The sequence below is a fragment of the Niveispirillum sp. FG148 genome (genome assembly GCF_057809655.1).
Genome location: NZ_JBMDKJ010000031.1, coordinates 24,423 through 40,262, shown reverse-complemented (window position 1 = coordinate 40,262; position 15,840 = coordinate 24,423). Strand labels below are relative to the sequence as shown.

Below are 15,840 nucleotides of genomic sequence, written 5' to 3'. Positions count from 1 at the left end.
CGGCCGAAGACGCTGACCGATGGTCAGCCTCTCCGGCACCTCAAACGCCGGCGCCACCATCCGGTGGCTTGGCTTCACGCGGCACATGCCGCGCGGCGGCGGTCGCCGCCGTACCACCGACCATGGAGATGGCCGGTGGTATCAGGGGTATGAACCATGATCGAACGTATCCTGTCGCTGTCCATCCGGCGGCGGCATCTGGTGGTATTGCTGGTGGCGGTGCTGGCGGGTTTCGGGCTGCAATCGCTGCGGCACCTGCCCATCGATGCCGTGCCCGACATCACCAACAACCAGATCCAGATCACCACGCTGGCCCCGTCCCTGTCGCCGTTCGAGATTGAACAGCAGGTGACCTTCCCCGTGGAAACCGCGCTGTCCGGCATTGCCGGGCTGGAGGGCACGCGATCCATCTCCGTCAATGGCCTGTCGCAGGTGACGGCCATCTTCGCGGAAAAGGTGGATATCTATTTCGCCCGCCAGCAGGTGGGTGAACGGCTGGGGGAGGTGCGCGAACAGCTTCCCCCCGGCCTGACCCCAACCATGGGCCCCATCTCCACCGGTCTGGGGGAGGTCTATATGTGGACCGTGGAATATGCGCCCTTTGACGCCAGGAACGCTGTCGATGGCAAGCCCGGCTGGCAGCCCGACGGTGCCTATCTGACGCCCGAGGGCGAAAGGCTGGGCAGCGAGGTGGAACGGGCGACATATCTGCGGACCGTCCAGGACTGGATCGTCACACCGCAGATGAAGGGGGTGCCCGGTGTCGCCGGCATCGACACGATCGGCGGGCATGTAAGGCAATATCAGGTGATGCCGGACCCGGCGCGACTGGTCGCCTATGGCTTCACCTTCGCCGATCTGACGGCCGCCCTGGAACGCGCCAATCAGAGCTTAGGCGCCGGGCAGATGGAGCGGAACGGGGAGCTGTTCATCCTGCGCGCCGATGGTCGCCTGTCGAGCGCGGACCAGATCGCCGATGTGGTGATTGCCACCCGCAACGGCGTGCCCGTGCGGCTGGGCGATGTCGCCAGCGTGGCGCCCGGCCAGGAGGTGCGCACGGGCAGCGCCAGCGAAAACGGGCGCGAGGTGGTGGTGGGCACCGCCCTGATGCTGATCGGGCAGAACAGCCGCACCGTGGCCGCCGCCGTGGATGCCAGGCTGGAGGAAATCCGCCGGTCCCTGCCCGCCGGCATCATGGCCAAGACCGTGCTGGACCGCACCGATCTGGTGAATGCCACCATCAAGACGGTGGCCAAGAACCTGACGGAAGGGGCCTTGCTGGTCATTGCCGTGCTGTTCCTGCTGCTGGGCAATTTCCGCGTGGCCCTGATCACGGCGCTGGTCATTCCCGTGACCATGCTGCTGACGGCCACAGGCATGTTGAAGGCGGGGGTCAGCGCCAATCTGATGAGCCTGGGCGCGCTTGATTTCGGCCTGATCGTCGATGGCGCCGTGATCATTGCGGAGAACTGCCTGCGCCGGCTGGGCGAACGCCAGCACGGGCTGGGCCGCCTGCTGACGCTGGAGGAAAGGCTGGCGGAGGTGGGCGCGGCCGCGAAGGAGATGATCCAGCCATCGGTCTATGGGCAGGCCATCATCATCATTGTCTATCTGCCGCTGCTGAGTTTCAGCGGCGTGGAGGGCAAGATGTTCGAGCCGATGGCGCTGACCGTCATCATCGCCCTGGTCGCGGCCTTCATCCTGTCCCTGACCCTGGTGCCGGCCCTGATTGCGCTGTGCGTCACGGGCAAGGTGACGGAGACGGAAAACCCCGTCATCGCGCGGGCCGACCGGGCCTATCGCCCGCTGCTGGACCGGGCGCTGTCGCGGCCGCTGGCTGTGTCGGCCTGGGCCGCCGCCCTGTTCGGGGCCAGCCTGCTGCTGTTCACCCAACTGGGGCAGGAATTCATCCCGCAGCTGGACGAAGGCGATGTGGCGCTGAATTCCTTCCGCATCCCGTCCACCAGCCTGACGCTCGCCACCGAACAGCAGATGGCGATTGAAAGGACCGTCACCGCCTTTCCCGAAGTGGCCTATGCCTTTTCCAAGACGGGCACGGCAGAGATCGGCACGGACGTGATGCCGCCCGGCATCTCCCACATGTTCGTGATGCTGAAGCCGCGCGAGGAATGGCCCGATCCCGGCCAGTCCAAGGCCGAGCTGATCCGGCGGCTGGAAGCGGCCGTCGCCGCCCTGCCGGGACAGGTGTATGAGGTCAGCCAGCCCATCCAGCTTCGCTTCAACGAATTGCTGGCCGGCGTGCGCGGCGATGTCGCCATCAAGGTCTTTGGCGATGATTTCGACACGGCTCTGGCCACCGCCAACCAGATCGCGGCCAAGGTGAAGGGCATTGAAGGGGCAGCCGATGTGCGGGTCGAACAGGTGACGGGGGCATCCTTCCTGAATGTCTCCGTCGACCGGGCGCAGGCCGCCCGCTTCGGCCTGTCGGTGGCCGATGTGCAGGAGGTGCTGGCCATGGCGGTTGGCGGGCGCGAAGCCGGCCTGATCTATCAGGGCGACCGGCGGTTCGACATTGTGGCCCGCCTGCCCGATGCCTTGCGCAATGATCCCGACGCGCTGAAATCCCTGCCCATACCGCTGCCCGCGGCCATGGCGGGGGGATTGCGCAGCGTGCCGCTGGGCCAGGTGGCGCGGTTCGAGTTCACCGAGGGCCCCAACCAGATCAGCCGCGAAAATGGCAAGCGCCGCATCGTCGTGCAGGCCAATGTCCGCGGCCGTGATATCGGGTCGTTTGTGGCCGAGGCACAGACGGCCGTGGCCGGCGTTCCCCTGCCCGCCGGTTACTGGGTCAACTGGGGCGGGCAGTTTGAAAACCTGATCGCGGCGCGCGAACGGCTGATGCTGGTGGTGCCGGGCTGCTTCGCCCTGATCTTCCTGCTGCTTTATGGCGCGCTGGGGTCGGGCCGGGATGCGGCCCTGGTGTTCAGCGGCGTGCCGCTGGCGCTGTCGGGTGGCATCCTGGCCTTGTTCCTGCGCGGCATGCCGTTTTCCATCTCCGCCGCCGTCGGCATGATCGCCCTGTCCGGTATCGCCGTGCTGAACGGGCTGGTCATGCTGTCCTATATCCGCCAGTTGCGGGCGGGCGGCATGGCGATGGAGCAGGCGGTGCGGGAAGGGGCGCGCACGCGCCTGCGGCCCGTGCTGATGACGGCCCTGGTCGCCAGCCTGGGCTTTGTGCCCATGGCGCTCTCCACCAGCGTCGGGGCAGAGGTGCAGCGCCCCATCGCCACCGTGGTCATTGGCGGCCTGATCACCGCCACCCTGCTGACTCTGCTGGTCCTGCCGGCGCTGTACCGCCGCTTTGGCGGACCAGTCACGCCGGCTGAACGGCATTGGGAGAGGAAAAGATGATGAAGCTGTTCACGCTGGCCGTGCTGGCCCTGGCTGTGACGGGCTGTACGAGCCCGGAACCGGTCTGCAAGCCCGAACCCCACACCAACCCGCACACCCAGCTTCACGCCGGCAACGGCGTGCGCACCCATGTGGATGGGCATGAGTGCGGGGAGGTTGGGGGGAAGTAGAGGGAGTGTTTGGGGGGAGCAGGAGGGCGTGAGGGCGCCGCCCCCCACTTACGCTCTCGCTGTCCCGTCATCCCGGCCTTGGCCGATAGGCGCTAACTTAGCCAATTGCACCATCCTTGCCTCCCCCGCGGAAGCGGGGGTCCTGGGGCCAAGGGAACTGAGGCCTGGTTGCTTGTGGCCCCTGGATCCCCGCTTCCGCGGGGAAGGCATCTGATTCCAAGGGACTGACTTAGCACCTATGGACGAAAGCCGGGATGACGGAAAGAGGGCGCCCCCCTTACCCCACCCAATCGCCTTCCACCGCCGTCACCCGCACGTCGGCCAGGCCCTGGCGGGCCTGCTTCAGCACGGCATAATCCGGGCTGTTCCAGAAGGCCTGCAGCGTCGCCATGTCGGGCCAGCGGCTGACCAGGGTGACAGCACCTTCATGCCCGTCACCTTCCAGCACAATGCCCGGCCCCTTGCCGCGGAACACATAGTCACCGCCATGGCGGGCCACCAGTTCGGCGGCCGCCTTGGCATAGCGGGCGCCAAAGGCTTCCCGGTCCAGCACCCGGGCGGTGATGATCATATAGGCCGGCATCACGCAGTCTCCTTTTCACCCGACGGCAAACTGTCCGCCGACGGATACCGCCCCAGGGTCAGCAGCAGGGCCGCCCCCACCAGCAGCGACACGCTGCCGATCACCAACCCGACATCATAGGACCCGGTGGACACGAAGATACGACCGAAGGCGAAGGGGCCGAAGCCGGCGCCAAAGGCGAAGAACCCGTACATGAAGCCATAGATGGTGCCGTAGCAGCGCATGCCGAAATAGCGGCTGACCATGAAGGCCAGGATGTCATACTCGACACCGGCCGCGAACCCGATCATCAGCACGGCCACGGTGGCCATCGGCCCCGTCACTCCGTCGCCCGTCAGCAGCAGACAGGCCGCCGCCGGCAGGGCCAGCAGCACGAAGGCCACGGCCGGCGCCCAGAACCGGTCAATCAACCAGCCGCCGATCAGGCGCCCGGCAATGACCGACGGGCCGATCAGGCTGGCAATATGCACGGCCGTGTCGGAGCCCAGCCCCTTGCTGCCCAGGATCTTTTCCAGGTTCGGGATGGGCCCGCCCACGGCAAAGGCGATGGGCAGGAAGGCCAGCGCCAGCACCCAGAACCGGTAATTGCGCATGGCCCCGCCCAGGCTGTACCCGCTATGGGACCGCTTGGCCGGCGCGCCCACGGCCTTCACATCGTCGGTATCACGGAACAGGAAATAGGCGGCCGGAAAGGTCAGCAGCAGCGGCAGGGCCGCCACACCGATATAGGCCCACCGCCAGCCCACCTCCGCGATCAGGAAATTGGCGTACAGCTTGGCGCTGGCCCCGAACAGGCCCGTACCCAGCAAGGACAGGCCCAGGGCCAGACCGCGATTGGCATGGAACCAGTTGGCCACCGCCCGCGTCCAGGTCACGGGCAGGGTGCCAGAGCCAACCAGGGAGACCAGCACCCAGTTGGCATAGAACAGGGTCAGCGACCCGTTGGACAGGGCGAAACAGCCCATGGCCAGGCCGAACAGGATGACGGAAACCAGCACCACGGGGCGCACGCCGAACCGGTCCGCGGCCAGCCCCGCCATCGGACCCATGACCATGGCGGCCAGCGTCATGATCATGAAGGCCAGCATGATCTGATCGACAGCCCAGCCGAATTCCTGCGTGAGCGGCGCCACAAACACGCCGGTCGTATAGAAGGGAATGGGCGACAGGCCCAGACCAATGCCCAGGGCGGCGGCTGCGACCACCTTCCATCCCTGCTTGAATTCCGACCGATCCGCCGACATGTGCGCTCCCGGTGCAAATGGTATAATGATAGATCATTATTGCAGGCCAAAACGGTGCCCCGCAATCGGAAACCGGCGTCAGGGTGAAAGTTTCGATCAAAGCCTTGCAAGCCCGGCCGGGTCGCCTGTCCTCCAGTTGGTCAGACCGACAGGGGCGGCGTGACCTGCGACCGAAGGTGCCGCATTTTACCCGTTGCCGCACCGGGCCACCGGTGCTTAAATGGTATAAACATATATCATTCGACAATAGTGAGGCCGGTGACATGCGGTTCGAGCCGACGATGGTGCGGGAAGAAAAGACGGCCCGCCAGCTTTATGAACAGGTGAAGGCCAATCCGGCACGGGCGAAATTCGGCTTCGGCCAGCGCCTGGCCATCGTCAATGTGGATTTCCAGCAGGCCTATACGCGCCCCGACCTGTTCCCGAAATCGGCCTATGTCACCGATCCCGACCAGATCGCGCATGTGAACCGGATCAGCGCCGCCGCCCGGCGCCTTGGCATGCCCGTGATCTGGACCCGCGTCGCCTATAAGGCGGATGGCGGCGATGCCGGCGTCTGGGGTACCCGCACCAACACGCCCGACAGCCTGCAGAACATCAAGCTGGGCAGCGAGCGTCACGCCTTCGACCCGCGGGTGGAGATCGATGCGGCCGTCGACCTTGTCTATGACAAGCGCATGCCGTCGGCCTTCCATGAGTCGCCGCTGCAATCCTATCTGATCTGGCACAAGATCGACACGGTGGTGGTGACGGGCGGCAGCACGTCCGGCTGTGTGCGCGCCACGGCGGTGGACAGCCTGTCCCGCGGCTATCGCACCATCGTCCCGGAGGAATGTGTGGCCGACAAGCATGAAAGCTACCACTTCGCCAACCTGACCGACCTGTTGCTGAAATATGCCGACGTGGTCGGCGTGGCAGAGGTTGAGGCGCATCTGGCGTCGCTGGGGTGAGGGGGGCTACCCACCCCGTCATTCACACTCTGTCGTCATCAATTTCCGTCATCCCGGCGAAAGCCGGGACCCAGGGGCCAAACGCCCAACCTATCGGCAGCTTCCATCGACGCGGCGTCGGCGGTTGATCCTGTGGCCCCTGGGTCCCGGCTTTCGCCGGGATGACGGGAATTGATGACAAGAATTAAGGCATATCCCCCGGTCCCCCGAACCAGGAACCCACCATGCACCGCGATCCCCATCTTTATGATTTCTGGCCCTATCGCGACCGGCCGAAGATCACCTGGCCGGGCAACAAGAAGCTGGCCTTCTGGGTCGCCCCCAATATCGAATATTACGAGATCGACCCGCCGGTGAACCCGTCGCGCAAGCCCTGGGGCCGGCCGCATCCCGATATCGTGCCCTATTCGGCGCGCGACTGGGGCAACCGCGTCGGCCATTGGCGGCTGATGGAGGTGATGGACGAGTTCAATGTGCGCGGCAGCATCAGCCTGTCGGTCGCCATGCTGAACCATCACCCGGAAATCATCCGCGCCTGCGTCGACCGCGACTGGGAATTCTTCAGTCACGGCATCTACAACACGCGCTATTCCTACAACATGACAGAGGCGCAGGAACGCGCCGTGCTGGAAGACAGCATCAAGTCCGTCATGGACGCCACCGGACAGCGCATCCGCGGATATCTGGCCCCGGCCCTGACCCATACCGAACGCACACTCGACCTCTTGGCCGAATATGAGTTCTGGTATTCTTGCGACCTGTTCCAGGATGACCAGCCGCAGCCGCTGAAGGTGAAGGGCGACAATCGCCTGATCTCCATGCCCTACAGCCTGGAGGTCAATGACGTCATCACCTATGGCGTCTATAACCAGAGCCCGCGCGCCTATGCCGACGCGCTGATGCGCCATTTCGACCAACTGCTGGAAGAAGGGGCGGATACGGGCACGGTCATGTGCATTCCGCTGCACGCCTATCTGGTGGGCCATCCCCACCGTATCGGGCCCTTCCGGGAGGCGCTGCGCTACATCACCAGCCATCGCGACGATGTCTGGGTGACGACGGCCAAGGAAATCGCCGAGTTCTACCGGACCAACCATTATGAACAGAGCCTGGCCGACATTGCCCGCCGCGGCAATGCCCGGCCCGGCACCGGCTTCAACCCCGGCACGCAGGGGGCCCTGTGATGACCAGCCTTCCCGACAGCTATTTCACCTATGCACAGCGCCATGCCGGCCCGGACCATGGCCATTACAAGGCCTCGCCCGTGCGCGACCGCGCGCCCATCGCCCTGCCGGGCGGGGCGGCCCTGGGCCTGTGGGTGGTGGTGCCGCTGGAATTCTTCCCCCTGAACCCGTCCGGCCAGCCCTTCAAGGCGCCAGGCGCCATGCAGACGCCCTATCCGGACCTGCGCCATTACACCACCCGCGATTATGGCAACCGCGTCGGCGCCTATCGCCTGCTGAAGCTGTTCGGCAAGCTGGGCCTGCGCGTCACCTTCGCGGTGCAGGGTGCGGTGGCCGAGCGTTATCCGGGGCTGGTCAAGGATGTACTGGGCGACGGGCACGATCTCTGCGCCCATGGCTGGGACACGGACAGCCTGCACCATTCGGGGTTAAGCGAAGAGGTGGAGACGGGCTACATCACCCGTACGCTGGACGCCATCCAGGCCGCCACCGGCCACCGGCCCGATGGCTGGATCAGCCCGGCGCGCGCCGAAGGCTTCGCCACGCCGGCCCGGCTTGCCGCCAACGGCATCACGTGGTTCGCCGACTGGGCCCATGACGAGCTGCCCACCCGGTTCCAGACCGATGCCGGTGAGCTGGCCGCCCTGCCCTTGTCGAACGAGCTGGATGACTGGCAGATCCTGGTCACCTATGGACGGCCGGAACATGAATGGGTGGCCCAGGTGTCGGACGCGGCCGACTGGCTGTCGGATGAGGCCGCGCGCCTGTCCAGCCCGCGCATCCTGACCCTGACGGTGCGCCCCTATGTCAGCGGCCTGCCCTATCGCGTCAAGGCGCTGGGCGACAGCCTGAAGGGCGTGCTGGACCGGCCGGGCACGACGGCGCTGACGCCGAAGGATCTGGTGGGGGCATTGTCGGTTTGAGGGGGTCTGACGTTATCCCTCTCTCCCGTCATCCCGGCGAAAGCCGGGACCCAGCGTAGAGCGGCGTCTGCCGCGATAAGAATCATGTCGGCGCTGACCGCGCCTCACGCTGGGCCCCGGCTTTCGCCGGGGTGACGGGGAGGGAGGTGTTATTGCTCAGGACACCAGCCCCAACTGCACCCGCCCGTCCACCAGCCGCGCCGGGATGCGGCCGGTGCAGCCTTCGTCGGGGCCGGTGGCATAGCCGGTGGCAAGGTCGATGACCCAGTTATGCAGGGGGCAGGTCACGGCATGACCGTGAACGATGCCTTCCGACAAAGGGCCCTTCTTGTGCGGACATTCATCGCGCAGCGCGAAGACCTGGTCGTCGATGGTGCGGAAGACGGCGATGCAGCCGTCCGCATGGTCCACCCGGCGGGCACCCTGCACGGGAATGTCGGTCAGGGCGCCGATATCGGTCCAATCAAGCGGACGGTGCATGATGGCTCACTCCCACCTTGGCAAGAGCTTGGAAATCGCGGGACGCCGGCGCGCCGGGGGCGCGTTCAGCCCAGGGATCGACCTGCGCATGGCGCTGGCTGGACAGGAAACGGGCATGCAGGGCGCGGCGATTGTCGGCGTCGCCGACAACGCGGGCCTTCACGAAATCCAGCCCCACCCGTTCGATCCAGGGCGCCGTCCGTTCCAGGTAATGCGCTTCTTCCCGGTACAGCTGCATGAAGGCGCCGCAATATTCCTGCACCTCTGCCTCCGTCGTCACCTTGGCCAGCAGGTCGGTGCCGCGCAGCTTGATGCCGCCATTGCCGCCGACCAGCAGGTCGAAGCCGCCATCGGTGGCGATGACACCGAAATCCTTGATGGTGGCTTCCGCACAGTTCCGGGGGCAGCCGGACACGGCCATCTTGAACTTGTGCGGGGTCCAGGAACCCCAGGTCATGCGCTCCAGATTGACCCCGACCTCCAGCGATTTCTGCGTGCCGAAGCGGCACCAGTCCGACCCGACACAGGTCTTCACGGTGCGCAGCGACTTGCCATAGGCATGGCCGGACACCATGCCGGCGGCGTTCAGGTCGGCCCAGACGGCGGGCAAATCTTCCTTCTTCACACCCAGCAGGTCGATGCGCTGACCGCCCGTCACCTTCACCGTGGGGATGGCGAATTTTTCCACCACATCGGCGATGGCGCGCAACTCCCCGGCATTGGTCAGGCCGCCCCACATGCGCGGGACGACGGAATAGGTGCCGTCCTTCTGGATATTGGCGTGGACGCGTTCATTCACGAAGCGGCTGGCGGCATGATCGACATATTCCCCGGGCCAGGCGGCCAGCAGGTAATAGTTCAGCGCCGGGCGGCAGGTGTGGCAGCCATCGGGCGTCTTCCATTCCAGGGCCTGCATGACGGAAGGAATGGATTTCAGTTCCTGCACACGGATCAGGCGGCGCACGCTGTCATGGTCATGGTCGGTGCATTTGCAGATCGGCTTGACGCCGGCCGCCTGATACTCCCCGCCCAGCGCATGGGCCAGCAACCCTTCCACCAGACCGGTGCAGGACCCGCAGGACGCCGATGCCTTGGTCGTGGCCTTCACGGCGTCCAGTGTGGTCAGGCCCTTTTCGGTGATGGCCTTGACGATGGTGCCCTTGCAGACGCCGTTGCAGCCGCAGATTTCCGCCGTATCAGGCAGCGCCGCAACGGCGGCGGTAGGGTTTGCGGCACCGCCTTCCCGGGATGCGTAACCCTGGCCGAAGATCAGCGTGTCGCGCAGGCCCGACACATCCTCCCCCGCCTTCAGCAGCTGGAAATACCAGCCGCCATCGCCCGTATCGCCATAAAGGACGGCCCCCTTGATCCTTCCATCCTGCAAGACGATGCGCTTGTAGACGCCGCGCCCGGCATCGCGGAAGACGATATCCTCCGTCCCCGGCCCGCCGGAAAAATCACCGGCGGAGAAGACATCGACACCCGTCACCTTCAGCTTGGTGGAGGTGACGGAGCCGGTGTAGCCCGCAGCCTGATTGCCCGCCAGATGGTCCGCCAGCACCTTCGCCATCTCAAACAGCGGCTGCACCAGTCCGTAACAGGCGCCTCGATGCTGCACGCATTCGCCCACCGCACTGATGGCCGGGTCGTTGGTCACCATATGGTCATCGACCAGAATCCCGCGCCCGACCTCCAGCCCCGCTGCCGCTGCCAGCCGCGTGTCGGGGCGGATGCCGACGGCCATGACCACCAGATCGGCCGGAAGGTGGGTGCCATCCTTCAGCGCCACGCCCGTGACATGGCTGTCACCCAGGATGGCGGCCGTGTCGGCACCGGTCAGCACGGTCAGGCCGCGCCGTTCCAGTTCCTTGGCCAGCAGGTGCCCGGCCGACGCATCCAGCTGCCGTTCCATCAGGTGCCCGGCCAGATGCAGGACGGTGACGTCCATGCCGCGCGCCTTCAGGCCCACGGCCGCTTCCAGGCCCAGCAGACCGCCGCCGATGACGACGGCATGCCCGCCCTTGGCGCTGGCCGACAGCATGGTGTCGACATCATCCACGTCACGGAAGGTGACGACGCCGGGCAGGCGGGCGCCGGGGATGGGGATGACAATGGGCATGGAACCGGTGGCGATCAGCAGCCGGTCATAAGGGACGGTCAGGCCGGACTTGGTGATCACCAACTGATCGTCGCGGTCGATGCTTTCCACCGGGTCGCCGGCATGCAGTGTGATGCCGTTGCTGGCGTACCAGTCCAGATCATTGATGACGATCTGGTCGAAGGTCTTTTCCCCCGACAGCAGGGGGGACAGCATGATGCGGTTATAGTTCACGCGCGGTTCGGCGCCGAACACGCTGATGTCGTAAAGGCCGGGCGCGCGGGCCAGCAATTCTTCCACGGCGCGGATCCCCGCCATGCCATTGCCGATGACGACAAGCCGGGGGCGGGGGGTGGGGGAAGCGGCGGGCAGGTGGGTCATTTCTGGCTCCATCCAGGCTTTGCGCAAAAAACGCGCAATAAAAAAGGCGCCCGACCGTGTCGCGGCCCCTGTCGGGGTTCCACGCACGTTCGGACGCCATTATCCGGTGGGGCCCGGCCTTGGACCCCTATATGCGATCCCCGGTTGGACGGGGACCTGTCGCCAGCGGCATCGCCGGCGCCTGCTTCCCTCTAAGCGAACGCCGTGCCAACGGCCTAAATCGTTGGAATATATGAAATCCTGGGTGCAATGTGATCTGGGTGGGCAAGCAATGTTGCCTTTATTTCGGGCACGACCTGCGTCCTGGTCAGATTTTGTGCAATCGTTCGCGCTGGACGGGCGGCGCTTTCCGCGCGACTTTGGCGGAAATCCATCCTCCGGGCCGGCTTTGGCCGTGCTGGCACGGGCGTTGCTGAGGATATCCCGTCCCGAGGCAGGGATATTCCATCGTCCAACGGCGGACGACCAGGCAGGGTGCGGTGAAAACCGCCCCATCACGCATGGCCGGCCGCGGGGCGACAGCCCGGATGGACGGCCCAGGACCCAAGGGCACCGCGATGGATATCCGCAACAAGGCCACCCGTATCGACCTGTTCTCCCTGAAAAGCGCGCAGATGCGCGCTTTTCACATGAGCTGGCTGGCCTTCTTCCTGTGTTTCTTCGGCTGGTTCGGCATCGCGCCGCTGATGGCCGTCGTCCGCGATGATCTGGGGCTCAGCAAGGGCCAGATCGGCAATATCATGATCGCGTCGGTGGCCATCACCGTGGCCGTGCGCCTGATCGTCGGGCCGCTCTGCGACCGGCTGGGGCCGCGGCGCACCTATACGGGCCTATTGGCGCTGGGCGCCGTGCCCGTCATGGCCGTGGGCCTGGCCGACAGTTACGAGACATTCCTGCTGGCCCGTCTGGCCATCGGCGCCATCGGCGCCGCCTTTGTCATTACCCAGTATCATACGTCGGTGATGTTCGCGCCCAGCGTCGTGGGCACGGCCAATGCCACGACGGCGGGCTGGGGCAATCTGGGCGGGGGCGTGACGCAGATGGTCATGCCGCTGGTCCTGGCCGCCATCCTGTCGCTGGGCGTGGAGAAATCGCTGGGCTGGCGTCTGGCCATGATCGTGCCGGGGTTGGTGCTGCTGGCGGCATCCTTCTGCTACTGGCGCTTCACGGTCGACAGTCCGGAAGGCGACTTTGCCGATCTGCGCCGCGCCGGGCGGATACCGCCGGCCGGTTCCGCCGGCAAGGGGGGCAGCTTCCTGACCGTGCTGGGTGACCGGCGGGTCTGGGCCCTGTTCCTGGCCTATGGCGCCTGTTTTGGTGTGGAACTGACCCTGCACAATATTGCAGCCATCTATTTCTTCGACACTTTCCGGCTGGACCTGGGGACGGCCGGCATCATCGCCGGCCTGTTCGGATCGATGAGCCTGTTTGCCCGGACCCTGGGCGGCTGGGTGTCCGACCGCTGGGCGGCACAGGCCGGCCTGTCGGCGCGCGTGCGCCTGCTGTTCCTGGTACTGCTGGCGGAGGGGCTGTCGCTGATCCTGTTCTCCCAGATGGGGGTGCTGGTGCTGGCCGTGGCGTCGATGCTGATGTTCTCCCTGTTCGTGCAGATGGGCTGTGGCGCCACCTTCGGCATCGTGCCCTTCATCAACCGCAAGGCGCTGGGGTCGGTGTCGGGCATCGTCGGGGCCGGTGGTAACATGGGTGCCGTGGCTGCCGGCTTCCTGTTCAAGGCCGATGGCATCAGCTACCAGCAGGGCCTGTTCTATCTGGGCATCGCCGTGGCGCTCGCCGCCCTGCCCACACTGCTGATCCGGTTCGATGACCGGGTGGCCGACGATATGCCCGCCGCCCTGCCCGTGGCGGCGGAATAAGGGGGCCATGTGGGGATGACGGAAGGGAAGATGAGCAACCCGCAGCCCAATATTCTGGTCATCGACGGCAATCCCGACCGCGCGGCCGTGGTGGAACGCGGGCTGGTGGAATCCGGCTGGGTGCGGGTCGCCACCATCGGTCCGTCCGTCAACCTGCTGGCCCGTATCCAGGCGCTGGCGCCTGATGTCATCATCATCGATCTGGAAAATCCCGACCGCGATACGCTGGAACAGATGTTCCAGGTCAGCCGGGTGGTCCAGCGGCCCATCGCCATGTTCGTGGACCAGAGCGACAGCCAGATGATCCATGCCGCCATCGAGGCCGGCGTCAGCGCCTATGTCGTCGACGGGCTGCGCCAGGATCGGATCAAGCCCATTGTGGAGACGGCCATCACCCGCTTCAACGCCTTCGACCGGCTGCGGCGGGAGCGGGACGAGGCGCAGGCCAAGCTGATTGACCGCAAGCTGGTGGAACGGGCCAAGGGCCTGTTGATGAAGAACCGGGGACTGGCGGAGGAGGAGGCGTACAACCTGATGCGCCGCACCGCCATGAAGCAGAACCGCAAGCTCTCCGACATCGCGCAGAGCGTCATCACCGCGTTCGAGATGGAGCTTTAAAGAATGGCCGGGATCGTCAAGCTGGGCTTCGCGCCCCTGGTGGATTGCGCCATTCCCGTCGTCGCGGCGGAGAAGGGCTTTGCCAGGGATGAAGGCATCGACCTGGTCGTGGAACGCGCACCCTCCTGGGCGGCCCTGCGCGACCGGCTGGCCTTCGGACTGGTGGATGGGGCGCACATCCTGGCGCCACTGGCGCTGGCCCTGCACCACGGGATCGCCGGTGTGCCGGCCCTGCCTCTGGTCGTGCCGGTGTCGCTGGGCCTGGGCAACAACGCTATCACCCTGTCGGTGGCGCTGTACGATCGGATGCTGGCGGCGGCACCGGAGGTGATGGCGGGGCCGCCGGCCCTGCGGGCCCGCGCGCTGCGTCCCGTCATTGATGCCGACCGTGCGGCGGGCAAGCCGCTTCTGTCCTTCGTCACCGTCTTCCATTTCTCCTGCCACCATTACGAGCTGTTGAAATGGCTGGCCGATGGCGGGATCGACGGGCGCAGCGAGGTGAATATCGGCGTCATCGCCCCGCCGCGCATGGTGGAAAGCCTGGAAGCCGGCTGGATCGACGGCTATTGCGCGGGCGAGCCCTGGAACCAGCGGGCCGTGCAGCGCGGCGTCGGCCGGGTGGTGGTCACCAAGGCCGATATCCGCCCCGATGGTCTGGAAAAGGTGCTGGGCCTGCGCGCCGATTGGGTGGCGGCGCATCCGGCGGAGACGTCGGCGCTGGTCCGGGCCATCGTCCGCGCCGCCGACTGGAGCCGTGACCCGGCCAACAGGCTGGAACTGGCCGGCCTGCTGGCGGAGGTGCGCCATGTCGGGCTGCCGGCCGATCTGATTGCGCAAACCCTGTCCGGCGCCATCCCCGCCCCGCACCGTAACCGGCCGGACCCGGCCGATGCGATTCTGTTGCTGACGGAGATGGCAGCGGCGGGGCAACTGGACCTGCCGGTTGAGCAGCGGGCGGCGCTGGCCGCTGCCGTGTGGCGGCCGGATCTCTATGATAAGGCCCTGCATCCCTGAACGGGGGACAGGGTGTCCGCTGTTCAGGGGGGGGCGGACCCAACGGGTGCTTCCGGCTTTAACACAAACGCCCCACCCCGGTGTCGCCAGGGTGGGGCGTCGTCCTGATCGGGTGGTGGGATCACGCCGCTTCCGGCTTGGCGTGGCGTTCATAAAGGAAGCGCAGCACGGCGGCGCGGCAGGCGATGTAGGTCGGGTCGTCCGACAGGTCCAGACGGCGGCGCGGACGGGGCAGGTTGACGGGCAGCACCTCCCCGATGGTGGCCGACGGGCCGTTGGTCATCATGACGATGCGGTCGGACAGCAGCACCGCCTCGTCCACATCATGGGTGATCATGATGACGGTGCTGTTCAGGCGTCCCTGGATCTCCATCACCGTGTCCTGCAGATGGGCGCGGGTCAGGGCGTCCAGGGCGCCGAACGGCTCATCCATCAGCAGCACCTTGGGCTCCATGGAAAGCGCCCGGGCAATGCCCACGCGCTGCTTCATGCCGCCCGACAACTCGTCCGGCCGCTTGTCCACGGCATGATCCATATGGACCAGCCGCAGATTGTGCAGCGTCCAGTCATGCCGCTGGGCGGCACTTTTGCTGGACCCGAACACCTTGTCCACGGCCAGCCGCACATTCTGATAGGCCGTCAGCCAGGGCAGCAGCGAGTGGTTCTGGAAGACCACGGCCCGATCGGGGCCGGGGCTGTTCACCTCGTGTCCGTCCAGGATGACGCCACCCTGCGTGGCCCGCGACAGGCCGGCCACGATGTTCAGAAGCGTGGATTTGCCGCAGCCGGAATGGCCGATGATGGAAACGAACTGGCCCCGATCGATGGTCAGGTTCACATCGGTCACAGCGTTGAACAGGCGGTTCCCGACCTTGAAATCCATGCCGATTTTTTCAAGCGAGAGATAGGGCGTGGTCATGGGTTCGTCCTTGGGACGGAGGGGATGGGG

At 66.0% G+C, this 15,840-nt stretch carries 13 protein-coding genes; 8 read left to right on the top strand and 5 right to left on the bottom strand.

Annotated elements, in window-relative coordinates; all coding sequences use genetic code 11:
- Window positions 1–156 precede the first annotated feature (156 nt).
- A complete protein-coding gene (locus ACODTW_RS23480) occupies window positions 157–3,372 on the top strand; it encodes an efflux RND transporter permease subunit (protein WP_488948556.1) in 3,216 nt (1,071 codons plus the stop codon).
- Window positions 3,369–3,542: a hypothetical protein gene (locus ACODTW_RS23475; RefSeq protein ID WP_488948555.1), complete on the top strand. Its 174-nt coding sequence runs from the start codon at window positions 3,369–3,371 to the stop codon at window positions 3,540–3,542. Before ACODTW_RS23480 ends, ACODTW_RS23475 begins: the two co-directional genes overlap by 4 nt.
- Before the next feature lie 277 nt (window positions 3,543–3,819).
- Here ACODTW_RS23475 and ACODTW_RS23470 read toward each other — a convergent pair whose 3' ends face one another.
- Both ACODTW_RS23470 and ACODTW_RS23465 read right to left on the bottom strand, forming a co-directional pair.
- Window positions 3,820–4,125, bottom strand: a complete 306-nt coding sequence (locus ACODTW_RS23470) for a DUF1330 domain-containing protein (protein ID WP_488948553.1) — start codon at window positions 4,123–4,125, stop codon at window positions 3,820–3,822.
- Window positions 4,125–5,369: an MFS transporter gene (locus ACODTW_RS23465; protein WP_488948552.1), complete on the bottom strand. Its 1,245-nt coding sequence runs from the start codon at window positions 5,367–5,369 to the stop codon at window positions 4,125–4,127. The genes ACODTW_RS23470 and ACODTW_RS23465 overlap by 1 nt, the downstream gene beginning before the upstream one ends.
- A gap of 263 nt (window positions 5,370–5,632) precedes the next feature.
- On the opposite strand from ACODTW_RS23465, the gene ACODTW_RS23460 reads away from it, so the two are divergent.
- From ACODTW_RS23460 to ACODTW_RS23450, 3 genes are all read left to right on the top strand, one after another.
- Complete coding sequence (locus ACODTW_RS23460; RefSeq protein WP_488948551.1) at window positions 5,633–6,319, top strand: isochorismatase family protein; 687 nt, start codon at window positions 5,633–5,635, stop codon at window positions 6,317–6,319.
- 224 nt (window positions 6,320–6,543) lie between these two features.
- On the top strand, window positions 6,544–7,503 hold the full coding sequence (locus ACODTW_RS23455; protein WP_488948550.1) for a polysaccharide deacetylase family protein: 960 nt from the start codon (window positions 6,544–6,546) through the stop codon (window positions 7,501–7,503).
- Complete coding sequence (locus ACODTW_RS23450) at window positions 7,503–8,426, top strand: polysaccharide deacetylase family protein (RefSeq protein ID WP_488948549.1); 924 nt, start codon at window positions 7,503–7,505, stop codon at window positions 8,424–8,426. Before ACODTW_RS23455 ends, ACODTW_RS23450 begins: the two co-directional genes overlap by 1 nt.
- Window positions 8,427–8,582: 156 nt before the next feature.
- Here the strand turns inward: ACODTW_RS23450 and nirD are convergent, their stop codons facing one another.
- Together nirD and nirB are read right to left on the bottom strand one after the other, a co-directional pair.
- Window positions 8,583–8,906 (bottom strand): nitrite reductase small subunit NirD, encoded by a 324-nt coding sequence (gene nirD / locus ACODTW_RS23445; protein ID WP_488948548.1) that lies wholly within the window; start codon window positions 8,904–8,906, stop codon window positions 8,583–8,585.
- Entirely contained in the window at window positions 8,890–11,385 is a 2,496-nt protein-coding gene (nirB, locus tag ACODTW_RS23440; RefSeq protein ID WP_488948547.1) for a nitrite reductase large subunit NirB, read from the bottom strand. The genes nirD and nirB overlap by 17 nt, the downstream gene beginning before the upstream one ends.
- A gap of 557 nt (window positions 11,386–11,942) precedes the next feature.
- On the opposite strand from nirB, the gene ACODTW_RS23435 reads away from it, so the two are divergent.
- Genes ACODTW_RS23435 through ACODTW_RS23425 form a run of 3 tightly spaced genes read left to right on the top strand, consistent with a single transcriptional unit; the run spans window position 11,943 to window position 14,891 of the window.
- Complete coding sequence (locus ACODTW_RS23435) at window positions 11,943–13,259, top strand: MFS transporter (protein ID WP_488948546.1); 1,317 nt, start codon at window positions 11,943–11,945, stop codon at window positions 13,257–13,259.
- 30 nt (window positions 13,260–13,289) lie between these two features.
- On the top strand, window positions 13,290–13,877 hold the full coding sequence (locus tag ACODTW_RS23430) for an ANTAR domain-containing response regulator (RefSeq protein ID WP_488948545.1): 588 nt from the start codon (window positions 13,290–13,292) through the stop codon (window positions 13,875–13,877).
- Between the two features lie 3 nt (window positions 13,878–13,880).
- Window positions 13,881–14,891, top strand: a complete 1,011-nt coding sequence (locus ACODTW_RS23425; protein WP_488948544.1) for a CmpA/NrtA family ABC transporter substrate-binding protein — start codon at window positions 13,881–13,883, stop codon at window positions 14,889–14,891.
- Window positions 14,892–15,012: 121 nt separating this feature from the next.
- On the opposite strand, the gene ACODTW_RS23420 is transcribed toward ACODTW_RS23425, so the two are convergent.
- Window positions 15,013–15,810, bottom strand: coding sequence for an ABC transporter ATP-binding protein (locus ACODTW_RS23420; RefSeq protein ID WP_488948543.1), 798 nt, complete (start codon window positions 15,808–15,810; stop codon window positions 15,013–15,015).
- Window positions 15,811–15,840: the final 30 nt, after the last annotated feature.